We start from the raw sequence: 21,948 nt of genomic DNA, 5'->3' as shown, positions 1-21,948 counted from the left end.
ACCTGCGTGGCACACCGTACCCCGGGGTGATCCACTCTGGACCCGGTCACGACCGGGTGATCCTCAGCCCAGCGCCGAGCGGAACCGGCCGACCAGCTCCCCGACCGACCCGCCCTCGGCGATCCGGCGCATGACCGGCGCGCCGATCACGACCCCGTCGGCGTGCTCGGTCACCGCGGCGGCGTTCTCCGGGGTGGACACGCCGACCCCGACCAGCACCGGCTTGTCGGTGACCGCCCGGACCCGGCGGGCGATGGCGCACGCGGAGTCGGCGAGCACGGCGCGTTCACCGGTCACGCCCATGACCCCCATGGCGTAGACGAACCCCTTGCTGCGCGCGCAAACCTCTTCCAGTCGATCGTCGGGGGTGCTCGGCGCGGCGATCTGCACGGTAGCGACACCGGCCGCATCCGCCGCTTCAGCCCACTCAGCCGACTCCTCCATAGGCAGATCAGCCAGTACGACGCCTCTTACGCCTACCTCCGCGAGTCGAGAAGCGAAGGCACTATGGCCGTAGCGATGAACGAGGTTGTAGTAGGTCATCACGACCAGAGGGACAGATCCACGGTAAGAGGCGAGGTCGCGCAACACCGTGTCCGGAGTGGTACCGCGCTCTAGTGCCCGCACCGACGCGGCCTGGATCACTGGCCCGTCGATCACCGGGTCACTGAACGGGATTCCGATCTCGACGGCGTCCGCGCCCGCGTCGACCGCCGCGTGGACGTGGTCCATCCAGTTCTCGGCAACCCCACCGGTGACGTAAGGCACGAGAACGGGGCGACCGGTCGCACGCAGACTGTCGATAAGGGCGGTCATGAGGTCTCCTTGCGCTGTGCGAGCAGGTCGCTGATCTGTTCCATGTCCTTGTCGCCGCGACCGGAGAGGTTGACCAAGACGGTCGATCCGCGCGGGATAGATCTACCTGCCTCACGCAGCAGGTAGGCGAACGCGTGCGCGGACTCGAGAGCCGGGATGAGGCCCTCTGTCCGGCTGACAACGCGAACGGCTTCGATGACCTCGTCGTCGGTCACTGACGGGTACTTCGCCCGGCCGATGTCGGCCAAGTGCGCGTGTTCCGGCCCGATTCCCGGATAGTCCAACCCTGCGGACACCGAGTACGCCTCAAGAACCTGCCCAGCGTCGTCTTGCAGCAACATGCTCTTAGAGCCGTGGACAACGCCAACGAGGTCGCTCCCGATGGCAGCACCACCTGCGGCTTCCACACCGATCAACTCGGCGTCCGTGTCCGCGAAACCCGCGAAGATCCCGGCAGCGTTAGAGCCACCTCCGACGCAAGCGAGCACGTGTGTGGGAACACCGCCATCGAGCAGCTCGGCGCACTGCGCGCGGGACTCGTCCCCGATAACGCGCTGGAACTCCCGGACCAGCCACGGGTACGGGTGCGGCCCCATGACCGAGCCGATGCAGTAGTGCGTGTCGTCGACGGTGGCGACCCAGTGCCGCAACGCCTCGTTGACCGCGTCCTTCAGGGTCCGGCTCCCCGAGGTCACCGGCACCACGGTGGCGCCGAGCAGCTCCATCCGGAAGACGTTGAGCCGTTGCCTGGCCACGTCGACCTCGCCCATGTAGACGACGCACTCGAGCCCGAACAGCGCGCACGCGGTCGCGGTGGCCACCCCGTGCTGGCCCGCGCCGGTCTCGGCGACGATCCGCCGCTTGCCCATCCGCCGCGCCAGCAACGCCTGGCCCAGCACGTTGTTGATCTTGTGCGAGCCGGTGTGGTTGAGGTCCTCGCGCTTGACCAGCACCCGCAGGCCCAGCAGGTCGCCGAGGTTGTGGCACTCGGTCACCGGCGACGGCCGCCCGGCGTAGTGGCGCAGGTGGGCGTCGAGTTCGGCGCGGAATCCGGGATCGGCCCAGGCGTCGGCGAAGGCGGCTTCCAGTTCCAGGCAGGCGGGGACGATCGGTTCCGGGACGAATCGGCCGCCGAAGCGCCCGAAGTAGCCCTTCGCCGAGGGCGGCCCCATGGTCACGTTGGTCATGGCGGAGATGCTCACCCATCCGACCCGTCCCGGTCAAGCTATTAGTTCTAGAACTGTATAGATATGAGTTCTAGAGCTATATCGCGATCACACACCGTCCCCGGTCATGCCCTCGCGACCCCCTGACGCGCCCGGCGGCAGGCCACCCGCCTGGTCAGGACCGGACTGTTCACCCGCTGGCCATCCGACGGCCCGGAACGCAGTGGTGATCGTTCGGCGGCCGGCAGAAAGGTTGGCAGGCCCGAACGGACAACCGAAGCAGGGAAAGGCTTGGACATGTCCAGTCGCAAAGCCAGGACGGCCAGGACCGCCGGGGCGGTGCTCGGCGCCGTCGCCGTCGCCGCGGCCACGGTGGTCGTCGTCGCCTCCGCGCCCACCGCAGCGGCGGCCACCACCACGTTCACCCCGGTCGCCGACACCTACGTCGACAACGGCGCCACCAGCACCAACTACGGCACCACCGGCCAGCTCGGGGTGGACGGCTCCCCGGTCAAGCGGATCTTCCTGCGGTTCACCGTCAGCGGCGTGTCCGCCCCGGTCACCGGCGCGAAGCTGCGCGTGCACACCGACGACGTCAGCGGGTCCAACAGCCCCGCTGGTGGCACCTTCCGGGCCCTGAGCAGCACCAGCTGGTCGGAGACCGGCACCACGTGGGCCAACCAGCCCTCGATCGACGGGACCACGCTCGGCACCCTAGGCGCGGTCAGCCGCAACGCGTGGTACGAGGTCAACGTCGGCGCCGTCGTCACCGGCAACGGCACCTACAGCATCGCCATCAGCTCGACCAACAGCGATGGCGCTGACTACGACTCGCGCGAGTCGGGCTCGGCTACCGCACCGCAGCTGGTCGTCAGCACTGACTCTCCCACCACGACCACCCCGCCCACTACGACGTCGCAGCCCTCGGGTGACCCCGTGCTCGTAGGCGCGGGTGACATCTCCAACTCCGGCTCCGGTGACACCGCTACCGCGGCGCTGCTGGACAACATCCCGGGCACCGTCTACACGACCGGTGACAACGTCTACAACGACGGCACGGCATCGGAGTTCAACTCTTACTACAACCCGACGTGGGGTAGGCACAAGGCCCGCACCAAGCCGTCCCCGGGCAACCACGACTACAACACCTCGGGCGCCTCTGGCTACTACAACTACTTCGGCGCGCAGGCAGGCCCGTCCGGTCGTGGTTACTACTCCTACGACCTGGGCAACTGGCACGTCGTCTCGCTCAACAGCGAAATCAGCATGTCGGCGGGCTCGGCGCAGGAGCAGTGGCTGCGCTCCGACCTGGCCGCCAGCGGCAAGTCGTGCACCCTCGCGTACTGGCACAAGCCGCGGTTCACCTCCGGCGCCGACCACGCCCCGAGCACCGCGACCGGCCCCCTCGTGCAGGCGCTCTACGACTACAACGCCGAGGTCATCGTCACCGGCCACAACCACCACTACGAGCGGTTCGCGCCGATGAACCCCAGCGGCTCGGCGGACTCGTCGCGCGGCATCCGGCACTTCGTCGCGGGCATGGGCGGTGCTGGCTTCTACAACTTCGGCACCATCCAGCCCAACAGCGAGGCGCGCAACAACAACACCTTCGGCGTCCTCAAGTTCACCCTGCACGCCAGCAGCTACGACTGGGAGTTCGTCCCCCAGGCAGGCAAGACCTACAACGACAAGGGCACAACCGCCTGCCATTAGGCAATTAGGCCCTTCTAGGTGCTAGACGACCACCGTGCTGCCGGGCCACCATGGGTCACCCGTGGTGGCCCGGCGGCACACCACCACGGAGGTTGCGCGTGTACCTGTCCACGGTGAGCCGACCGGAGGTCGCCGAGGTGTCAGACCGTCGCAAGAGGAGAGTCAGCAGCAATGTTGTCGCCCTCGGCGCGGTTAGCCTTATCACCGACATCTCCTCGGAGATGGTGACCGCTGTCTTACCGCTATACCTCGTAGTCGGGTTGGGCATGACCCCTGTCCTCTACGGGGCCATCGACGGCCTCTACACCGGCGCGACCGCGCTCTTGCGGCTAGTCGGGGGATTTGTCGCCGACCGGACCAGACGGCACAAGACCGTCGCGGGCGTCGGTTACGGTGTCGCGTCGTTGGCCAAGCTGGGCCTCATCGCCGCCGGGAACTCCGTCGCGGGGATCGGGGCCGCGATCACCGCCGACCGGGCAGGCAAGGGTTTGCGCACCGGTCCACGGGACGCACTGATCACCCTGTCGACCCCGCAGGACCAGCTGGGCCGCGCGTTCGGGGTGCACCGCTCGATGGACGCGCTGGGTGCGTTCATCGGTCCGCTCGCCGCGGTGGGCGTGTTGATGTGGGCGGGTTCCCAGGAGTTCGACGCGGTCTTCTTCACCAGCTTCGTCGTCGCGGCGTTCGGTGTGGTGGTCCTCGTGCTGTTCGTGCGCGACCACCGCGAGAAGGCCCCACCCAAGGCTGTCGACATCCGTGCCGCTCTAGGACTGGTGCGGCATAAGGGCGTCGGTGCGCTGTTGTTGGCCGCGTCGTTGCTGGGTCTCGTAGTGGTCGGCGACGGGTTCGTCTACCTCTTGCTGCAGAAGCGCGGGGACCTGTCCATGGGCTGGTTCCCTCTACTTGCTGTCGGCACGAGTCTGGTCTACCTGCTGCTGGCTACGCCGCTCGGCGTTCTAGCGGACAAGATCGGCCGGGCCAAGGTCATGCTCAGCGGCTACTTCGCGCTTGCCTTGGTCTATCTCGCGCTGATCGGGCCCATAGACGGCATCGCGCTGACCGTTGCCGTCTTGTTGCTCTATGGCTTCTTCTACGCCGCGACAGACGGCGTGCTGATGGCGCTAGCGGGCCGGGTCTTGCCGAAGGAGTTGCGGGCCACCGGAATGGCCCTGGTGCAAACGGGTCAGGCGTTGGCGTACCTGGGTTCTTCGGTGCTGTTCGGCCTATCGTGGCAGTTGTGGGGACCGACCGCGGCGTGTGCCGCGGCAGGTGGCGCGGTCGTCGTCACCATCGTCGTGACCGCGCTGATCTTCGCGCGGGTGAACCGGAGTGTGCAGTCGTGATGACCGTCAGGACCAGGATCCTCATCGCCCTCGCCGCGGCCGCCTTGCTAGCCGGTGCCACGGTGTTCTACGTGTCGCGGACGACAGCGCCATCAGCGCAGTCGTCCGCGCAACCACCGCGGATGGCAGCCGTGGTGCCCCCCGACGGCGTCGACCGGCGAACGCTGCAGGTGCTCACGAACGGGGTGCTGGGCTGGGCGTCCGCGACCGACCCGCAGTCCCCACGCGGGCTGACCACCGTCAAGTGCGACCGCGCCTACACCTCGGCGCGCACTGTCGCGTGCCTACGACCGGTGGACGCGCTCGTAGGCACGAAACTGAGCCTGCTGGACGCTGAGGGCAACGAGACCAAGTCGGTGCCGCTGACCGGCTTCCCCAACCGGCTGAAGGTGTCCACTAGCGGCCGCATGGTGTCATGGACTGTCTTCCTTGACGGTCACTCTTACGCCACCACCGGGTTCTCGACTCAGACCGGCATTCTCGACACTAAGACCGACGCGGTCGTGCACTCACTAGAGGAGTTCTCCGCGACCGTGGAGGGTAAGCCCCACCAGGCTGTCGACTTCAATTACTGGGGTGTCACCTTCACCTCTGACGACAATCGCTTCTACGCGACCTTAGGCACTGGCGGTAAGCGCTACCTGGTCGAGGGAGATCTAACGGCACGGACAGTGCGAACGCTGACGACCAACGTGGAGTGCCCGTCTCTCTCACCGGACGGAACGCGCATCGCCTACAAGTCCGCTGTCGACGGAGACCCGAAGAAGGGGTGGCGGCTGTCGGTCATGGACCTGTCGACGCTGCGCAGCACCCCCTTGGGTGAGACCCGCAGTGTGGACGACCAGTCCATCTGGCTCGACGACGCCACCGTCGCGTACGCGCTACAGCGTGACGATGGGGTCAACGACGTGTGGTCCGTTCCCGCTAACGGCTCCGGACAGCCCAAACTGGTGGCGGAAGGCGCGAACTCGCCATCCCTGACGCACTAGGTCGTTCACCAGATCGTGGTGTGACGCAACGTTTCACCACCGCTGTGCGTGATGGCGCAACGAACGGGCGCTAGAAGCAATGGCCAGCGGATGAAATCGACACCGGGGGGACCTAGCCTGGGGGCATGACTGCTGTCTCACCCACCACGGCCGACTTCATCGAGCTCGACGAGCGGTGGAGCACGCACAACTACCACCCGCTGCCGGTGGTGATCGCCGAGGCCGAGGGCGCCTGGGTGACCGACGTGCGCGGACAGCGCTACCTGGACTTCCTCGCGGGCTACTCGGCGCTCAACTTCGGGCACCGGCACCCCGCGCTGGTCGCGGCCGCCGTCGAGCAGCTGGGCAAGGTCACGCTGACCAGCCGCGCGTTCCACCACGACCAGCTCGGCCTGTTCTGCCGGGAGCTCGCCGAGCTGACCGGCACCGACCTGGTGCTGCCGATGAACTCCGGCGCCGAGGCCGTCGAGTCCGCGGTCAAGATCGCCCGCAAGTGGGCCTACCGGGTCAAGGGCGTGCCGCAGGACACCGCGCAGATCATCGTGGCCGGGTCCAACTTCCACGGCCGCACCACCACGATCGTGTCGTTCTCCACCGACGAGGTGGCCCGCGCCGACTTCGGCCCGTTCACCCCGGGCTTCACCGCGGTCAAGTACGGCGACGTCGAGGCCGTCGCCGCCGCCATCACCGACCGCACCGCCGCCATCCTGGTCGAGCCGGTGCAGGGTGAGGCCGGGGTCGTCGTGCCGCCCGCCGGGTACCTGCGCGAGCTGCGGCGGCTGTGCGACGAGAACAACGTGCTGCTGGTCGCCGACGAGATCCAGTCCGGCCTGGCCCGCACCGGCACCCTGTTCGCGCTCGACCACGAGGGCGTCCGCGCCGACATCTACACCCTGGGCAAGGCGCTCGGCGGCGGCATCCTGCCGGTGTCGGCGGTCGTCGGACGCGGTGACGTGCTCGGCGTGCTCAAGCCGGGCGAGCACGGGTCCACCTTCGGCGGCAACCCGCTGGCCTGCGCGGTCGGCCGCGCGGTGGTCCGGCTGCTGGCCACCGGCGAGTTCCAGGAGCGCTCGCGGGTGCTCGGCGAGCACCTGCACCGCTCGCTCAACGAGCTGGTCGGGCGCGGTGTCGCCGAGGTGCGCGGGCGCGGCCTGTGGGCGGGCGTGGAGATCGCCCCCGGCGGCCCGGACGGCCGGGCGGCTTCCGAGGCGATGATGGCGCGCGGCGTGCTGTGCAAGGAGACCCACGAGACCACGCTGCGGGTCGCGCCGCCGCTGGTCATCACCGCGGCCGAGATCGACCGGGGCGTGGAGGTCATCGCCGAGGTCGTCGCGGGCCACTGATCCCCCGTGGCGGCCGGGCACGAGGGCCTCGGCCGCCACGAGGTCCCATCACAGCGGGTGAGCAACCGTCACCCGATAGTCCAACCGGCTGGGGCTGCCCGTCGGGGTCGGCCGTGTCCACAATCCCCCGGGTGGAAACCCAGTTCTGGATCGACTCCTGGCAGGAGGGCGGCTCGAAGACGAGCTTCCACCTGCCCTCGGTCCACCCGCACGCGCGGCTGCTCGCCGAGCAGGGCCTGCTCGACGACGCGAACGTCCTGGTCCCGCTCTGCGGTAAGAGCGCCGATCTGCTGTTCTTCGCCGCCAACGCGCGCAGTGTGGTCGGGGTGGAACTCGTGGACCAGGCGATCGAGGAGTTCGTCGCCGACAACGGCCTGACCCCGGAGCGGCCGCGACCGGGCGTGCTCACCGTCGGCAACCTGACGATCCTGCACCGCGACCTGTTCGAGCTGACCCGCGACGACGTCGGCCAGGTGGACCTCGTCTACGACCGGGCCGCGCTGATCGCCTTCCCCGAGGACATGCGCCCGCACTACGTCGCCGCGGTGACGGCGCTGACCTCGCCGGGGACCTGGTACTTCGTCAACACGCTGGAGTACGAGCCCGCGCTGCCGTCGCCGCCGTTCTCGGTGGGGCCGGAGCGGATCGCGAATTACTTCGGCGCCGAGTTCGAGGTCGACCACCTGCTCGCCGAGCCGCGGCCCGAGCACCGGATGGTCGAGAAGTTCGGCCTGACCTCGCTCGTCGAACACGGATTCCTGCTGCGGCGCTTCCGGTAGCTCGACCGCCGAGGCATAGTGTCCGGATGGAGCTCGAGGTCCGGCACCTGCGCTACATCGACGCGGTGGGCACGGCGGGCAGCGTCACGCAGGCCGCGGTGGCGCTCGGGCTGTCCCAGCCGTCGCTGACCGCGCAGCTGCGCCGCATCGAGCAGGTCCTGGGCAGCCCGGTGTTCGACCGGGGCCGGTACGGGGCGCGGCCGACCACCCTGGGCCGGGTGCTCTTACCGCACGCCCGCGAGGTGCTGGCCGCGCTCGACGACCTGACCAAGGCCGTGCGCGGCGCCGCCGACGGGCCGCGCACCCCGACGCTGCGCCTCGGCACCCGGTCGACGGTGCTGGCGTCGCGGTTCTGCGAGGTGGTCGGCGAGGTCTTCGGCGACCGGCTGATCGACCTGACCGTGCTCGACCGGCGGGCGTCGTGCCTGAGCGCGCTGTCCTCCGGGCTGGTGGACCTGGTGCTGCACGTGGACTTCCCCGGCCGGGAGACGGTGCCGCCGCCGGGCACCCGGGTGACGGTGGTCGGGACCGAGCCGATCTTCGTGCTGCTGCCCGAGTCGCACCCGGCCGCCGCGCGGTCCGAAGTGGACCTCCGGGAGCTGGCCGGGGTCACCTGGCTGCTGTGGGCCAGCGGGGACGACGAGATGAACCGGCACCTGATCGCCGAGTGCGACCGGGCCGGTGCGGGCGCGGTGACCGTGCGCGAGTTCGACCACCTCGTCGCCGCCCAACTCATCCGCCGCGGCGACCCCGTCGCCTTCCCCCTCCAAGCCCTCAGCAGCGGCGTCACCCTCCCCGGCGTCGTCCGCCCCCTGCGCGACAACCCCCTCCGCGTCCGCCACGTCCTGCTCTGGCCGACCACCGGCGTCGTCGCGGGCCACGTGGACCAGGTCCGCGACAAACTCATCGACACCTACCGCTCGATGATCCCCGACCACGGCCGCATCCCACCCTGGTGGTCCACCAACCCCGGCTGGCTCGGCTCCTGACCGATCACCCCTGTGGACCGAGGTCGGCGGGCGTGGTCACCCACTGCGGGTGGCGTGCCAGCCAGTCCCGGTAGGCCGGGGTCTGTTCCACGACCTCGTGCTGGGCGCGCACCAGCTCCACCCACAGGCGGTCGATGTGGGCTTGGGCCAGTGGGCCGCCGGTGTTCCACAGGAGACTGGTGGTGGAGCGGAGCGGGTTGTCGGTTAGGGCGAGTTGGACGAGGCCCGCGCGGGGGCGGGAGCCGGGCATGGCGACCAGGACGGCTTGGCCGAGTTCGGCCAGTTGCAGGGCTGTGGTGTGGTCGACGCCGACGCGGATGTCCACTGTGGTTGGTCCTAGGGCGGCGGCGAGGTGGTCGGCCAGGCCGTCGTCGGCGGAGTCTCCGACGCACCAGGTTTCGCGGGTCAGGGCGGTGATCGGTACCTCTGACCGGTCGGCGAGGGGGTGGTCGGCGCTCACGGCGATGAACATGGGTTCCACCGCGACGACCCGGCGGCGGACCCGGGTGGTGAGGTGCGCCAGCGGGTCGGGGTGTTCGACCACCAGGGCCGCCTCGACCCGGTGGTCGGCCAGCAGTTCCAGCTGCGCGCCGATCTCGGCCATGGTGCGCACCAAGACCGGCGCGCCGAGGACGCTGGGGTCCAGCACCGAAAGGCTGGCCACCAGCATCCCCGGCGAGCAGGCGAAGCGGACCGCGGCGGGCATCGTGGCCGGGTGGTGGCGCTCTGCGGCAGCGGTAAATCGATCCATCGCCTCTAGCACGGAAACCGCGTGCGCGAGCACGACGTCACCCAGCGCGGTAGGCACAGCGCCGCTAGGACCGCGTTGGAACAAAGGGCCGCCCGCGACCCGTTCCGCGCGGCGCAGCGATTCGCTGACGGAGGGTTGGGCGAGGCCGAGCCTGCTCGCCGCGGCGGTCAGCGATCCCGCCTCGGCGATGGCGAGAACGGCACGCAGGTGGCGCAGTTCCATGTCCATAGGCGGACCCTATGCAAGGTTGGGATTGTTTCGGAAGTTCACGCGACGCACATAGTTGATCCAACGCCCGGCCACCCGGCTCCGGGCGTGGAGCAGATATCACCCCTGCGTCGAAGGACACCTCCTCATGAAAATCCGCACCTTGCTGCGGGCTGCCCTCATCCCGGCGGTTCTCGCCGCCGCGGCCGTGGCCATGCCCAGCGCGCTGGCGGCACCGCCGTCGTCCGAGCCGCCCACGATGTCGCCCGCCATCGTCGGTGGCAGCCAGGCAACCGAGACCTACTCGTTCATGGGCTCCATGCAGGTCAACGGCCGCCACGGCTGCGGGGCCTCGCTGGTGGCCTCGCAGTGGATGGTCACCGCGGCGCACTGCGTCACCGGGCAGGGCGGCCAGGTCATGCCCGCCTCGCAGTTCCGCATCCGGATCGGCTCGACCAACACCGGCAGCGGCGGCACCCTCGCCTCGGTGTCGCAGGTCGTGCGGCACCCGTCCTACAGCGGCCAGGTCGGTCCGGGTGACATCGCGCTGTTCAAGCTCTCCAGCGCCGTGTCGCAGGCCCCGATCAGCATCAACGACTCCTCGCCCGCGGCGCAGGCGTCGACCCGGCTGATCGGCTTCGGCCAGACCTGCCCGCAACAGGGCTGCGGTGGGTCGTCGACCACGCTCAAGCAGCTCGACACCCGCATCAACCCGGACAACATGTGTTCGGCGGGCTTCAACGCCTCCACCGAGCTGTGCGTCTACAGCACCACCAGCCAGACCGCGTGCTACGGCGACTCCGGTGGCCCCGCGGTGGTCAAGGTCGGTAGCGCGTGGCGGCTCGTTGGCGCTACCAGCCGCGCGGGCGCCAACGGCAGCACCTGCGGTACCGGCAACGCGACGATCTACACCGACGTGACCGCGTACCGCTCGTGGGTCAACCAGTACGTCGGGGGCAGCGGTCCCGGCCCCGACCCGGAGCCGCCGACCTGCTCGGCGGCGGCGTGGAGCCCGTACACCCAGTACCCGCCGCAGTCGAGCGTGTCCTACCAGGGCTACGAGTGGCGCAACAGCACGTGGAGCTACCGGGAGACCCCCGGGTACAGCTACAACTGGCAGCGCGTCGGGACCTGCGCCCGCCGCTGAACGACCGGGTGAGCGAGCGCTGGAGGCACCCCACTGCTCGCTCACCCAGGCCGACCTGGGAGCCCTCACCCGCGGAGCCCGCGGGTTCCCCAGGGCGAGTTCGGAAAGGTCTGGCAGCGCGTCGGCCCGCGCTGGTCAGGGGATAGGGAACCGGGTGGGGCGGGCGCAGGAGACGCCCCACCCGGTCATCCGCGTTCCCGGACCACCCGGCGCTCGTCCCACACCGGCCGGTCCACTTCGGACACCTGGCCGTCCGCGCGGAAGACCAGGAACCGGTCGAACGAGCGGGCGAACCAGCGGTCGTGGGTGACCGCGACGACGGTGCCGGAGTAGGCGGTCAGCGCGTCCTGCAGCGCTTCGGCGGAGTGCAGGTCGAGGTTGTCGGTCGGTTCGTCGAGCAGCAGCAGGGTGGCGCCGGACAGCTCGAGCAGCAGGATCTGCAGCCTGGCCTGCTGCCCGCCCGAGAGCGTCTCGAACCGCTGCTCCCCGGCGGCGGCCAGGCCGTAGCGGCTCAACGCGGACGCGGCGGCACCCCGGTCGAGCCCGGGTCGGGTGTCGTCGCCGTGCCACAGGATGTCGACGAGGGTGCGACCGAGCCACTCCGGGTGCTGGTGGGTCTGGGCGAAGAGCCCCGGGTTGACCCGAGCGCCCAGCCTGAACACCCCCGTGTGCGCTACCGAGTCCACTTCAGACTGGAGCCCCTCGGACAGCAGGCGCAAGAAGTGGCTCTTACCGGAACCGTTAGACCCCAGCACCGCGAGCCGGTCGCCATAGAAGACCTCTATGTCGAAGGGCTTCATCAGGCCGGTTAGCTCTAGCTGCTCGCAAGTGATGACCCTGACTCCGGTACGACCACCCGTGAGCCGTGGGGTGACCCGCTGCGGACGTGGTGGCACCGGCGGCGGGCCGGCCTCTTCGAACTTGCGCAGCCGGGTCTGCGCCGCGCGGTAGCGGCTGGCCATCCCGTCGCTCATGGTCGCCGCGCGCTGCAGGGAGCGGACGAGTTCCTTGAGCTTCTCGTGCTCCTCGTCCCACCGCCGCTGCTGCTCGGCGATACGGTCCCACCGGGCCTCCCGGGCGTCGGCCCAGGTCGCGAACCCGCCCGCGTGCGTCCACGCGGTACCCGCCTCCACCGTGACCACGTGCGTGGCGACGGCATTGAGTAGTTCACGGTCGTGGCTGATGAGTAGGACTGCCTTGTCGGTCTCGGCCAACCGCTCCTCTAGCCAGCGTTTGCCGGGCACGTCTAGGTAGTTGTCCGGTTCGTCGAGCAGGAGGACCTGCTCACGGCCTCTTAGCAACGTCTCCAGCACTAGGCGTTTCTGCTCACCGCCGGAAAGAGTACGAACCTCGCGGAACCGGGCCTTCTCGTAAGGGACGCCCATCGCGGCGGTGGTGACCGTGTCCCAGAGGACCTCGGCGGTGTATCCCCCGGCCTCGTCGTAGTCGACTAGAGCGGAGGCGTAGCGGAGTTGGGTGGGCTCGTCGTCGGTCTCCATGAGCGCGAGCTCGACGTCGTCCAACTCTTGCGCTGCCGCCCGCAGTGGGGCCGGGGCAACGGACAGGAGCAGGTCGCGGACAGAACGGTCATCGCGGACGGAGCCCACGAACTGGGGCATGACGGCCATACCGCCACGGACGGAGACGGACCCCTCCGGCGCGCTTAGTTCACCGGCGATGATGCGCAGCATCGTGGTCTTACCGGCGCCGTTCTCACCGACGACCGCCACGACCTGGTTGGCGTTGACCTTGAGGCCTGCGTCGCGGAAGAGCACCCGCCCGTCCGGCAAGGTGTAAGACAGTCCGTTCGCCTCAAGATGACCCACACCGTGCATGGTCGCTCACGGCAGGCGCGACGGCGAGTGACTTTTCGGGCACGGGTGTCATTTGGGCATGGTTCTTTTGGGCGTGGTTCCTTTGGGCATAGTGGAGGGCGTGGAAGCGCACCGACTCATGCCCCGGTTCATGGTGCTGCCCGCCGTCGGCGTGGCCACCGCGTGCTTCGGCGTCGTGGGCCTGGTGGGGCGCGAGGTGAGCGGCCCGGTCCCCGAGATCGACAACCTCGGGTTCGCGGCCGCGGACCGGGTGTTCACCGCCGTGCCGGGGGTCGCGGAACCGCTCTCTTACGCCACGCACCCGCTCGCGCTGGTCGGTGTGATCATGCTCATGGCGATTGTGGCCTATCGGGTGAGGCGACCGAGGATCGCGTTACTGGCCGTGTTGGGTCCAGCCGCCGCGGTGAGTTTCAACGCCTGGGTGCTCAAGCCGGTTGTCGGCCGCGAACTCGACGGCTACCTGGCCTACCCCAGCGGCCACACCACCACCCTTGTGTCGATCTTGACGGTGTTCACGCTGGTCACGGCGTCGAACGCACCGAGGGGTAGACGACTGCGGGCGACGACCGGCACGGCGGCGATCAGCCTGGTATTGGCCGGTACCGCGGTGAGCGCGATTGTTGGCCTGCGTTACCACTACCTCACTGACACGGTCGGTGGTTTCTGCTGGGCCGTCGGCGCGGTGATCACCGTCGCCGCGGTGCTCGACCTGCTCCCGGGCCGACACCCGGCGCTTCGCCTGCGGCACGAACAGGCGTACCGTGCGTAACCTGGCAGTGCCCTCGTGCGAACGGAAAGGATGGCGGTGACCGACACACCCATCTACGACCAGATACGCCAGGAGCTGCGCGACAAGGCCGAGGAGCCGCAAGCACCCCAAGGCGGCAAGCGCGGCCAGCCGGAGTCCGGCACCGGCGTCTCGGTGTGGGCGTTGATAGACGAACACCGCCCGCCGGAGAAGCCCACCGGTGGCGGCGGCCGTCGCCGCTCTTGAGCTGCCTCCGCCCTTGAGCTGTCGCCGTTCCTGTTCTCCAGCCCGCCTTATGCGTGAGAACTGTCTCGAGCGTGAGAACTACCGTGCGCGCTAGCCCCTTACCGCCTCGCCCTGCCTGCCGAGCCCTGGCCCGCTAGCCCGCCAGAGTCGCCGCGTCGCGGGAGAGCGCGACCAGCCTGCTGACCGCGCGCAGATACTTCTTGCGGTAGCCCCCGCGCAGCATCTCCGGGGTGAACAGCTCCGAGACCGGCGCGCCGGAGACCACCACCGGGATCGCGCGGTCGTAGAGCCGGTCGGCCAGCGCCACCACGCGCAGCGCCACGTCCTGACCGGACAACGCGCGCACGCCCCGCAGGTGCACCGCGCTGACCCCGTCGACGAGCTTGCCGTAGCGCGAGGGGTGCAACCGGGCCAGGTGCCCGCACAGCGCGTCGAAGTCGTCCACAGTGGACTCCGGGAGGGCGCTCGCGCTGGCCGCCAGCTCGGCGTCCGACACCGGGGGCGGCGCGTCCGGCAGGCCGCGGTGGCGGTAGTCGGGGCCGTCGACCCGGACCACGGTGAACCGGGCGGACAGCGCCTGGATCTCGCGCAGGAACTCGTCGGCGGCGAAGCGGCCTTCGCCGAGCTTGTCCGGCAGCGTGTTGGAGGTGGCCGCGACCGAGACGCCCGCGTCGGTCAGCTCGGCGAGCAGCCGGGTCAGCAGCATCGTGTCACCGGGGTCGTCGAGCTCGAACTCGTCGATGGCCAGCAGCCGGTGCCCGCTGAGCCTGGCCACCGCCTCCCGGAAACCCAACGCCCCCACCAGGTTCGTCAGCTCGACGAAGGTGCCGTACGCCTTCGGACCGGGCACCGCGTGCCACACCGAGGCCAGCAGGTGGGTCTTGCCGACGCCGAACCCGCCGTCGAGGTAGAGGCCCGGCTTGCCCTCGGGCTTGCCGCCGCCGAACACGCGCCGGAGCAGGGACTGGCCCTTGGCCGCGCCCGCCACCCGCTCGGCGAAGGCCGAGCAGGCCGTCACGGCGGCCGCCTGCGACGGCTCCTGCGGGTTGGGCAGGTACGTGTCGAACCGGACCGCGCCGAAGCGCGGCGGCGGGACCAGCTCGGCGACCAGTTCCTCGGCGCCGACCGCGGGCTCCCGGTCGACCAGGTGAGCGGACATGCGGGCGAGCGTAACGGCGTGCTCTGATGGTGCCGTGCACAGGCTGTGGCCCCCCTCCCCCGTTTCGCCAGGTCAGGCTTCCCCCGATGTGGTGGACGACACCGAACTGGAACGGATCTACGACTACCCGCCGGACCTGGACCGCGCGTGGGTGCAGAGCAACTTCGTCACCAGCACCGACGGCGCGGTGTCGGTCGACGGGCGCTCGGCAGGTCTATCGAGTCCAGGTGACAAGCGCATCCTCGCTCTTGGCCGCGACCTGGCCGACGTGATCCTCGTCGGGTGGGGCACCGCGCGCGCGGAGCACTACCGGGGCGTGAAGCCCACCGAGGTGCGTGTGGCCAGGCGGGCCCGCCTCGGGTTGAGCGAGGTACCGCCGATCGCCGTGGTCACCGCGCGCGGGTCGGTCACTCCGGACTCGCACTTGGTACGGGACACGGTCGCGCCGCCGCTGGTGATCACCACGTTGCAGGCTCCTGCGGATAGAAGGTCCGCGTTGGTCGACGCCGGTGTCGACGTGATCGTCGCGGGTGAGACAGAGGTCGATCTGCAGGTAGCGCTATCGGAGTTGTCTGCGCGCGGGCTGCGTAGGGTCAACTGCGAAGGTGGGCCCCGGCTGCTCGGGTCGCTGATCGCGGCCGACCTCGTGGACCAGATGTGTCTGACTGTGTCGCCCGTGCTGGCCGGTGGCTCTTCCGGTCGCGCCGCCGTGGGGACTGACGGGGTGCCGGTAGCTCTAACTCTGGCGTCGGCGCTAACTGACGAGGGCTTTCTGATGCTTCGGTATCGCCGAGATCGCTCCTAGCAGGCAGGATGGCATCGTGGCGCTACCGCTGACCCCACCGGTCCAACCGATGCTGGCCAAGCCGTCGAAGTCGATCCCCGACGGCGCGGGCCTCGTGTTCGAGCCCAAGTGGGACGGGTTCCGCTGCCTGGTGTTCCGCGACGGCGACGAGGTCACCCTGCAGTCGCGGTCGGGCAAACCGCTCAACCGGTACTTCCCTGAGGCGGTGACCGCCTTGCGCGCCGCGCTGCCGGAACGGGTGGTCGTCGACGGCGAGCTGGTGGTCGACATCAACGGCAGGCTCGACTTCGACGCCCTCGCCGAACGCATCCACCCCGCCGCGAGCCGGGTCACCATGCTCGCCGAGAAGACCCCGTCGCGCTTCATCGCCTTCGACCTGCTCGCCCTCGACGACGACGTGTTCATGGACTCCGCTGGCTACGACCGCAGGCGCCTGCTGGAGAACGCGATCACCCCCACCGACCGCGTCCACCTGACCCCCGCGACCATGGACGCCGACCTGGCCCGCCAGTGGTTCACCATCTTCGAGGGCGCGGGCCTCGACGGCGTGATGGGCAAGCCCGCCGGGGGCCCGTACACGCCGAACAAGCGCACGATGCTCAAGTTCAAGCACTCCCGCACCGCCGACTGCGTGGTCGCGGGCGTCCGCTGGCACAAGGGCACCACCCCCGGCGAGGCCATCGGCTCCCTCATGCTCGGCATCTACGACCGCACCGGCAACCTCAACCACGTCGGCGTCGTCGGCTCCTTCACCGCCGCCAACCGCCGCGCCCTCGCCGTCGAACTCGCGGACCTGATGGTCGGCGGGCCCACGAACCACCCCTGGGTCAGCGGCGAACAGACCGACCAGGCCCGGGTGCCGGGGGCGATCTCGCGGTGGCGGACCACTGAGCAACCTTGGGTTCCGCTGCGACTGGAGCGGGTGGTGGAGGTCGCGTACGAGCACACGGAAGGCGGGTATCCGAGCCGCTTCCGCCACACAGCCCAATTCGTGCGCTGGCGTCCGGACCGCGAACCGGGGTCGTGTACGTACGACCAGTTGGAGGAGCCTGCCAACTATGACCTCGCTGCGGTGCTTCGGGGTGAGGTCAAGGCTCGGTGAGCGGTCCATTGTGGACCGCCTCTGGTGGACTTTGTTCGGATGGCTGCTTGCTGGGCCTCGTTGGGTGATCGTTTTGCGTTGACCAGGGGATTTTCGCTTGGCGCGCCTTCGGAAATCACGCTGCTGGGTGACAGAAGTTATCCACATCTGGATCTTCGCGGGGCCCGTTTCAAGATCCCCCGTCGGGGGGTACCGGTAGACTGGACCAGGGCCGCCCCCCGGAGAGGGTGGGGGCTGGGCAGGGGTGGGACCGCGTGCGCGCGCGAAGCGGGGCTTTCGGGTGCGGGGCAGCAAGCGAGGCCTCCGAGCAAATGGTGCTAAGAGGTTCGCGCCGTGGTTGAACTTGCCAGATTCGCCCAGCCCGAACGAGCGTCCGGTGACGTCTACTGTGGACGGTTAACCGTGCGAATGGCCGCTAGTCGATCACTCCGGCACCGACTTGCCCGCCGCCACACCCACTTCAGCGATCCCCGCGTCCGCGACCAGGCGAAATGCCGCGCATCCGACCCCGATAATCATGCCGATGGGTGACAGAAGTTATCCACATGTGGATCTCCGCAGGGGTGCTTTCAAGATCGACTGTCGGTGCCCCCCGGTAGACTGGACCAGGGCCGCCCCCCGGAGAGGGTGGGGGCCGGGCTGGGGTGGGACCGCGCGCGGGCGCGAAGCGTGAGGGCTTGGCTCGGGGGCGCAGTGCGGGGGCAAGGCGTGGAGGCGCGGCGAGGGGCGAGCGCGGCGGTGTGGGGCGGAGGGCGGTAGCGCTAAGAGGCGTTGGTGGGGTTAAGCGGCGGCGGCTCAGCCGGGGGTGGTGGGAGGAAACCGTTGCGCCAAGGGCAGCGGCTGCGTCGCGAAGGTAGTGGTAGCCGCCAAGGCCTGGGGCGGCAGTGGTAGCGCTAAGGGGCTGCGGAGGCGCTGAGGCGACCTTCAGCGTGCCACCAAGTCCGGGTCAGGGTGGGCAGACGGTGCCGTTACGGGGGGTGGTGCCTGCCAGGAGGAAGGCTTGGGCGGCTTCGGTGGCGCAGGGGGAGCTGCCCAGGGCGCCGTGGCCGGTGCCTTGCCAGGTGATAAGGGTGGCGGTGGCGAGTTGTTGGGCGGTGCGTTCCGTGCCCGACAGCGGGGTCAGGGGGTCGGTGGCGGTACCCAGGACGACGATCGGGGGGGCCGTCGGCGCGGTCGGGGTGGTGACCGGGTGGGAGGGGACGGGCCAGGGGCTGCAGACGGCCAACCATTCGGCGGTGAGGGCGCCGAAGTAGGGGTAGCGGGTGTTCCAGTCCTTCGACGCGGCCACCAGGGCCTCTGTGGACAGTCGGGACTTGGTGTCGTTGCAGCGGGTGACCAGGGTGGCGTCGAACGTGGCGGGGACGTCCTCGGTTTCCAGGACCAGGGGGGCGACCAGGGCGGCCAGCGCGGACGGGTCGCCGCCGCGGGCGTTGGCGATGGCCTTGGACAGGGCGGGCCAGCCGTCGCGGTCGGCGAGGGCGGTGTGGACGGCGCGCAGGATGAGGCCGGGGGTCAGATCGAGGTCGTCGGTGGCCAGGGGGGCGCTGGCGGCCTGGTTGAGCACCTCGGTGAACGCCTGGCGCGCGTTGGCGCCGAGTTCGCACGAGCGCTTGGCGCAGTCGTCGGCGAACGCGGCGAAGGTGGCGTCGGCGCTGGCGGCTATGCCTTCCAGGGCGACCACGGCGTCCTCGTTGGGGTCCGGCGCGCCGTCGAGGACGACCCGCCCGACGCGGTCCGGGTAGCGGTCGGCGTAGACGGACAGCACGCGCGACCCCTCGCCGTGGCCGATCGCGTGCAGCCGGTCCATCCCGAGGCTGACCCGCAGGGCCTCGACGTCGGCGGCGCTGCGCCACGAGTCGATCGCGGGCAGTCGCGTCTCCAGTGCGATCGAGCACTGCTGCCCGGCCGTGCGCGCCTGGTCGACCAAGCCCTCCACGTCGAGCGCGCGCGGGTCGGCGTCGAGCAGCCCGAACCGGACCTCCTCCGGCACGCACCGCACCGCGTCAGAGTTACCCGTCCCCCGCCGGTCGATGCCGACGAGGGAGAACTTCGCCATCAGCTCCGCGGGCAGCCGCTCGGCCAGGCGCGCCGCGTAGACGGTGCCGGGCAGGCCGTCGACCTCGTTGACCACCACGAGCGGGATCGGCCCGGTGCCCGCCTTCAGCACCTGCAACCGCACCCCACCGCGGCCGGGCGCGTACGGGGAGTCGAGCGTGCCGGTGATCTTCCCGCAGGTGATCGTCACCCGGGCGGGCGTGGAGAACGCGCCGAGGACCTCCGGCCCGCACGGTCCCCAGATGTCGCGCGCCGCGTTCGGCTGGGTCAGCGGGGGCACCGGCGCGGGACCTGGCGCCGCGCTCGAGGTCGGCCCGCTCTGGACGCCGCCGTCGTTGACCACGATCCCCGGCCGCACCGAGGGGCCCGCCGTGCAGGCGGCCAGCAGGACGAGCGGCAGCAGGGAGACACCGCGACCAACCCTCACGCCTGCGCCGTCCCTCTCCCTCGCCGATCTGACACCCCCACCTTGGCAGACCTGGGGTGAGGACGCGGTGAGCGGCCCCCGAGCAGCGGTGACGCGAAACATGGGATGAATACCGGGCTCGCTGTCGTAGGGTGCGGACGTGGCGGAACGGACCCCGGTGTCGCGGTGGGTGGCGGCTGTCTCCGGGCTACCGGGGATGGTCGGCGCCGTGCCGCCGACCGCGCAGGTGTTGGTGGCGATCGTCAGCGTGCAGGTGGGCGCGGCGGTGGCCAAGCAGTTGTTCACGACCATCGGGACCGCGGGCGCGGTGATGCTGCGGTTGGTGCTCGCCGCGGTCGTGCTCGTGGCGCTGTGGCGGCCGTCGATCCGCGCGAACCGGCGGGCGGTACCGGTGATCCTGGCCTACGGGGTCGTGCTCGGGGTGATGAACCTGTGCTTCTACCTGGCCCTGCAGCGCATCCCGCTGGGGATCGCGGTGACCGTGGAGTTCCTCGGTCCGCTGGCGGTGGCGCTGATCGGGTCGCGGCGGTGGTTGGACGGCCTGTGGGCGGTGCTCGCGGGCGCGGGTGTGGTCCTGCTGGCCAAGACCGGCGGCGACGTGTCGGTGGTCGGGCTGCTGCTGGCGCTCGCGGCAGGCGCGTGCTGGGCCGGGTACATCCTGCTCAGCGCCGCCCTGGGCAGCCGGACCACCGACGGGTCGGGACTGGCCCTGGCCGCCGTGGTGTCCGGGCTGGTGGTGACGCCGTTCGGGCTCGCCGAGGCGGGCACGGCGCTGCTGGCGCCCGGCGTGCTGCTCATCGGCCTGGCGGTCGCGCTGCTGTCGTCGGTGATCCCGTACTCCTTGGAGCTCACCGCGCTGCGCAGCATCCCGCCCCGGGTGTTCGGCGTGCTGATGAGCCTCGAACCCGCCGTCGCCGCCGTGGCCGGGTTGGTCCTGCTCGGTGAGCAGCTCCGGCCGACCCAGTGGATCGCGATCACCTGCGTGGTCGCGGCCTCGGCCGGTGCCACCAGGTACGCCCGGAGCTGACCACTGTGGACGGTCAGCCCAGGTCGCGCAGCGCGCGCTGGGCGGCCTCCAGCTCGGCCTTGAGCTCGGCGACCCGCCGCAGCTGCCGCTCGCGCGCCGCGGTCAGCGACACCGCGATGGCCTCGCCCACCTCGGCGGGCAGCGACTTGGCGACCCTGGCGATGTCACCCGCCGGGACCGGCACCCACCGCACGGTGCGCTTCTTGCCGACCAGCACGTCGACGCTCCACTCCCCGTCGGGCGTGGCGTGCAGCGTCACGGTGATCTCGACCGGCTGCTGCGGTTTCGCGCGCGACCTGCTCCTGGTCTGCTCGACCGGCGCGGACTCGATGCCCTGCACCACGGCCGGGGGCTCCGGGGGCGGCGGCGCGGGGGCCGGTTTCGGCTTCACCGGCGGCTTGACCGTGGTCAACTCCGCGGGCGAGAAGGCCAGCACGTCCCGCGAGCCGTGCGGCCTGACCTGGATGAAGTCACCCTCGGCCGGTTCGTCGAACGCGACCACCTTCGCCTGCTGGCCCGCCTCGACGCCGACCGCCGCCGGGGTGAACCACACCGGCGTCGGCTTGCCCTCCGCCAGCGCCACCCGCAACCGCTCCACGTCCTGCGGCTCGAGCGCACCCGATTCCGTCACGCGTCCCCCTCCACCCTGTCGCACCGGGTGCCGAGTGTGCCGGGTGGGACCGACAGTCACTCGTTCGGGCGGCCCGAGGTGCCACCGTCGGCGACGGCACCTAGCTTCACGGTGGTGAGCGTCCGGTACCTGTGGTGGCGAAGCTGCTACGACGGCGTACTGCACGCCTTCCCGATGGCGGCGGGTGCCCGCCTCTCCCACCAGCACTACCGCGCCTCGTGCACGCACGCGGCCCCACCGGACCTGGCGGGCGGCGGCGCCGAGGGCCCGCGCTGCCACCTGTGCCTGCTCATCATCGGCGGCTCGAGTTGTCCACAACCCCTGCAGCCATCCACAGGGCCGACCGCGTCCTAGCGACAGGTCGCCGCCCCCGCCTACCGTCGTGGTGGAGGGGAGGTGGTGCCACCGGGGCGCCGGAATGTCCTAAGAGGACTCGCGGACGCGGTACTCGCAGCCGTATTCCAGGGCGTAGCTGAGGTCGTAGTGGTGCACGATCTTCGGCCCGCCGTGTAAGTGGACGTGGGTGACCGTCGAACGGGGGTCGACGGGGGCGCCGTCGAGGGTGTCGACCCTGCCGTCGAGCGGGCCGCCGACGTAGCGGACGAGGTAGGTCTCCGACATGGGTTTCGTCCCCTTCCGCCTCGGGTCTCTCCCGGCAGTGTAAGTGCTG

21 protein-coding genes are annotated in these 21,948 nt (G+C 70.2%); 13 read left to right on the top strand and 8 right to left on the bottom strand.

Annotated features, from left to right (window positions below):
* Nucleotides 1–63: 63 nt before the first annotated feature.
* Together trpA and trpB are read right to left on the bottom strand one after the other, a co-directional pair.
* A complete protein-coding gene (trpA, locus tag LV79_RS12245) occupies nucleotides 64–816 on the bottom strand; it encodes a tryptophan synthase subunit alpha (protein ID WP_253835135.1) in 753 nt (250 codons plus the stop codon).
* Nucleotides 813–2,003 carry a tryptophan synthase subunit beta gene (trpB, locus tag LV79_RS12240; RefSeq protein WP_253835133.1) on the bottom strand — a complete coding sequence of 397 codons (1,191 nt, stop codon included), beginning with the start codon at nucleotides 2,001–2,003 and terminating at the stop codon, nucleotides 813–815. The genes trpA and trpB overlap by 4 nt, the downstream gene beginning before the upstream one ends.
* 276 nt (nucleotides 2,004–2,279) lie before the next feature.
* Between trpB and LV79_RS12235 the strand changes: the two genes are divergently transcribed.
* The 6 genes from LV79_RS12235 to LV79_RS12210 all read left to right on the top strand — a co-directional run bounded on the left by LV79_RS12235 (nucleotide 2,280) and on the right by LV79_RS12210 (nucleotide 9,138).
* Nucleotides 2,280–3,695 carry a CBM96 family carbohydrate-binding protein gene (locus LV79_RS12235; RefSeq protein ID WP_253835130.1) on the top strand — a complete coding sequence of 472 codons (1,416 nt, stop codon included), beginning with the start codon at nucleotides 2,280–2,282 and terminating at the stop codon, nucleotides 3,693–3,695.
* 98 nt (nucleotides 3,696–3,793) lie between these two features.
* Nucleotides 3,794–5,038 carry an MFS transporter gene (locus LV79_RS12230; protein WP_285469191.1) on the top strand — a complete coding sequence of 415 codons (1,245 nt, stop codon included), beginning with the start codon at nucleotides 3,794–3,796 and terminating at the stop codon, nucleotides 5,036–5,038.
* Nucleotides 5,038–6,027: a TolB family protein gene (locus LV79_RS12225; protein WP_253835125.1), complete on the top strand. Its 990-nt coding sequence runs from the start codon at nucleotides 5,038–5,040 to the stop codon at nucleotides 6,025–6,027. Before LV79_RS12230 ends, LV79_RS12225 begins: the two co-directional genes overlap by 1 nt.
* Before the next feature lie 125 nt (nucleotides 6,028–6,152).
* Nucleotides 6,153–7,370: an ornithine--oxo-acid transaminase gene (gene rocD, locus LV79_RS12220; RefSeq protein ID WP_253835123.1), complete on the top strand. Its 1,218-nt coding sequence runs from the start codon at nucleotides 6,153–6,155 to the stop codon at nucleotides 7,368–7,370.
* A 131-nt stretch (nucleotides 7,371–7,501) separates the two neighbouring features.
* The gene (locus tag LV79_RS12215; protein WP_253835121.1) at nucleotides 7,502–8,149 is read left to right on the top strand and encodes a class I SAM-dependent methyltransferase; all 648 of its coding nucleotides are present in this window, start codon (nucleotides 7,502–7,504) and stop codon (nucleotides 8,147–8,149) included.
* Nucleotides 8,150–8,175: 26 nt separating this feature from the next.
* The gene (locus LV79_RS12210; RefSeq protein ID WP_253835119.1) at nucleotides 8,176–9,138 is read left to right on the top strand and encodes a LysR family transcriptional regulator; all 963 of its coding nucleotides are present in this window, start codon (nucleotides 8,176–8,178) and stop codon (nucleotides 9,136–9,138) included.
* 4 nt (nucleotides 9,139–9,142) lie between these two features.
* Here LV79_RS12210 and LV79_RS12205 read toward each other — a convergent pair whose 3' ends face one another.
* The gene (locus tag LV79_RS12205; RefSeq protein WP_253835118.1) at nucleotides 9,143–10,117 is read right to left on the bottom strand and encodes a LysR family transcriptional regulator; all 975 of its coding nucleotides are present in this window, start codon (nucleotides 10,115–10,117) and stop codon (nucleotides 9,143–9,145) included.
* A gap of 127 nt (nucleotides 10,118–10,244) precedes the next feature.
* Between LV79_RS12205 and LV79_RS12200 the strand changes: the two genes are divergently transcribed.
* Nucleotides 10,245–11,243, top strand: a complete 999-nt coding sequence (locus LV79_RS12200; RefSeq protein WP_308208934.1) for a S1 family peptidase — start codon at nucleotides 10,245–10,247, stop codon at nucleotides 11,241–11,243.
* A gap of 185 nt (nucleotides 11,244–11,428) precedes the next feature.
* On the opposite strand, the gene LV79_RS12195 is transcribed toward LV79_RS12200, so the two are convergent.
* Nucleotides 11,429–13,078: an ABC-F family ATP-binding cassette domain-containing protein gene (locus LV79_RS12195; RefSeq protein WP_253835117.1), complete on the bottom strand. Its 1,650-nt coding sequence runs from the start codon at nucleotides 13,076–13,078 to the stop codon at nucleotides 11,429–11,431.
* 100 nt (nucleotides 13,079–13,178) lie between these two features.
* Here LV79_RS12195 and LV79_RS12190 point away from each other — a divergent pair, with 100 nt between their 5' ends.
* Both LV79_RS12190 and LV79_RS12185 read left to right on the top strand, forming a co-directional pair.
* Complete coding sequence (locus tag LV79_RS12190; RefSeq protein ID WP_253835116.1) at nucleotides 13,179–13,847, top strand: phosphatase PAP2 family protein; 669 nt, start codon at nucleotides 13,179–13,181, stop codon at nucleotides 13,845–13,847.
* A gap of 36 nt (nucleotides 13,848–13,883) precedes the next feature.
* A complete protein-coding gene (locus tag LV79_RS12185) occupies nucleotides 13,884–14,072 on the top strand; it encodes a hypothetical protein (protein WP_253835115.1) in 189 nt (62 codons plus the stop codon).
* A 133-nt stretch (nucleotides 14,073–14,205) separates the two neighbouring features.
* On the opposite strand, the gene zapE is transcribed toward LV79_RS12185, so the two are convergent.
* Complete coding sequence (gene zapE / locus LV79_RS12180; protein WP_253835114.1) at nucleotides 14,206–15,231, bottom strand: cell division protein ZapE; 1,026 nt, start codon at nucleotides 15,229–15,231, stop codon at nucleotides 14,206–14,208.
* Between zapE and LV79_RS12175 the strand changes: the two genes are divergently transcribed.
* Both LV79_RS12175 and LV79_RS12170 read left to right on the top strand, forming a co-directional pair.
* Nucleotides 15,230–16,036: a pyrimidine reductase family protein gene (locus LV79_RS12175; RefSeq protein ID WP_301320439.1), complete on the top strand. Its 807-nt coding sequence runs from the start codon at nucleotides 15,230–15,232 to the stop codon at nucleotides 16,034–16,036. The genes zapE and LV79_RS12175 overlap by 2 nt on opposite strands.
* Nucleotides 16,037–16,052: 16 nt before the next feature.
* Nucleotides 16,053–17,138 carry an ATP-dependent DNA ligase gene (locus tag LV79_RS12170; RefSeq protein WP_253835111.1) on the top strand — a complete coding sequence of 362 codons (1,086 nt, stop codon included), beginning with the start codon at nucleotides 16,053–16,055 and terminating at the stop codon, nucleotides 17,136–17,138.
* Between the two features lie 946 nt (nucleotides 17,139–18,084).
* On the opposite strand, the gene LV79_RS12165 is transcribed toward LV79_RS12170, so the two are convergent.
* Entirely contained in the window at nucleotides 18,085–19,620 is a 1,536-nt protein-coding gene (locus LV79_RS12165; RefSeq protein ID WP_253835109.1) for an alpha/beta fold hydrolase, read from the bottom strand.
* Between the two features lie 196 nt (nucleotides 19,621–19,816).
* Here LV79_RS12165 and LV79_RS12160 point away from each other — a divergent pair, with 196 nt between their 5' ends.
* A complete protein-coding gene (locus LV79_RS12160; RefSeq protein WP_253836031.1) occupies nucleotides 19,817–20,647 on the top strand; it encodes an EamA family transporter in 831 nt (276 codons plus the stop codon).
* Between the two features lie 13 nt (nucleotides 20,648–20,660).
* Here the strand turns inward: LV79_RS12160 and LV79_RS12155 are convergent, their stop codons facing one another.
* The gene (locus LV79_RS12155) at nucleotides 20,661–21,278 is read right to left on the bottom strand and encodes a DUF6319 family protein (RefSeq protein WP_253835107.1); all 618 of its coding nucleotides are present in this window, start codon (nucleotides 21,276–21,278) and stop codon (nucleotides 20,661–20,663) included.
* Between the two features lie 114 nt (nucleotides 21,279–21,392).
* On the opposite strand from LV79_RS12155, the gene LV79_RS12150 reads away from it, so the two are divergent.
* On the top strand, nucleotides 21,393–21,632 hold the full coding sequence (locus tag LV79_RS12150; protein WP_253835105.1) for a hypothetical protein: 240 nt from the start codon (nucleotides 21,393–21,395) through the stop codon (nucleotides 21,630–21,632).
* A gap of 69 nt (nucleotides 21,633–21,701) precedes the next feature.
* Here LV79_RS12150 and LV79_RS12145 read toward each other — a convergent pair whose 3' ends face one another.
* On the bottom strand, nucleotides 21,702–21,899 hold the full coding sequence (locus LV79_RS12145) for a DUF8847 domain-containing protein (RefSeq protein ID WP_253835103.1): 198 nt from the start codon (nucleotides 21,897–21,899) through the stop codon (nucleotides 21,702–21,704).
* Nucleotides 21,900–21,948 lie beyond the last annotated feature (49 nt).

It is taken from the genome of Actinokineospora globicatena, assembly GCF_024171945.1.
Classification (GTDB): Bacteria; Actinomycetota; Actinomycetes; order Mycobacteriales; family Pseudonocardiaceae; genus Actinokineospora; species Actinokineospora globicatena.
The sequence above is the reverse complement of the archived record's forward strand: the minus strand, read 5'-3'. Positions and strand labels throughout refer to the sequence as shown.

What these genes read in the sequence shown, in the direction of transcription:
- trpA (WP_253835135.1), bottom strand. Translation starts at nt 816, where the DNA reads ATGACCGCCCTTATCGACAGTCTGCGTGCGACCGGTCGCCCCGTTCTC.
- trpB (WP_253835133.1), bottom strand. Translation starts at nt 2,003, where the DNA reads ATGACCAACGTGACCATGGGGCCGCCCTCGGCGAAGGGCTACTTCGGG.
- LV79_RS12235 (WP_253835130.1), top strand. Translation starts at nt 2,280, where the DNA reads ATGTCCAGTCGCAAAGCCAGGACGGCCAGGACCGCCGGGGCGGTGCTC.
- LV79_RS12225 (WP_253835125.1), top strand. Translation starts at nt 5,038, where the DNA reads ATGACCGTCAGGACCAGGATCCTCATCGCCCTCGCCGCGGCCGCCTTG.
- rocD (WP_253835123.1), top strand. Translation starts at nt 6,153, where the DNA reads ATGACTGCTGTCTCACCCACCACGGCCGACTTCATCGAGCTCGACGAG.
- LV79_RS12210 (WP_253835119.1), top strand. Translation starts at nt 8,176, where the DNA reads ATGGAGCTCGAGGTCCGGCACCTGCGCTACATCGACGCGGTGGGCACG.
- LV79_RS12205 (WP_253835118.1), bottom strand. Translation starts at nt 10,117, where the DNA reads ATGGACATGGAACTGCGCCACCTGCGTGCCGTTCTCGCCATCGCCGAG.
- LV79_RS12200 (WP_308208934.1), top strand. Translation starts at nt 10,245, where the DNA reads ATGAAAATCCGCACCTTGCTGCGGGCTGCCCTCATCCCGGCGGTTCTC.
- LV79_RS12195 (WP_253835117.1), bottom strand. Translation starts at nt 13,078, where the DNA reads ATGCACGGTGTGGGTCATCTTGAGGCGAACGGACTGTCTTACACCTTG.
- LV79_RS12175 (WP_301320439.1), top strand. Translation starts at nt 15,230, where the DNA reads ATGCGGGCGAGCGTAACGGCGTGCTCTGATGGTGCCGTGCACAGGCTG.
- zapE (WP_253835114.1), bottom strand. Translation starts at nt 15,231, where the DNA reads ATGTCCGCTCACCTGGTCGACCGGGAGCCCGCGGTCGGCGCCGAGGAA.
- LV79_RS12160 (WP_253836031.1), top strand. Translation starts at nt 19,817, where the DNA reads ATGGTCGGCGCCGTGCCGCCGACCGCGCAGGTGTTGGTGGCGATCGTC.
- LV79_RS12145 (WP_253835103.1), bottom strand. Translation starts at nt 21,899, where the DNA reads ATGTCGGAGACCTACCTCGTCCGCTACGTCGGCGGCCCGCTCGACGGC.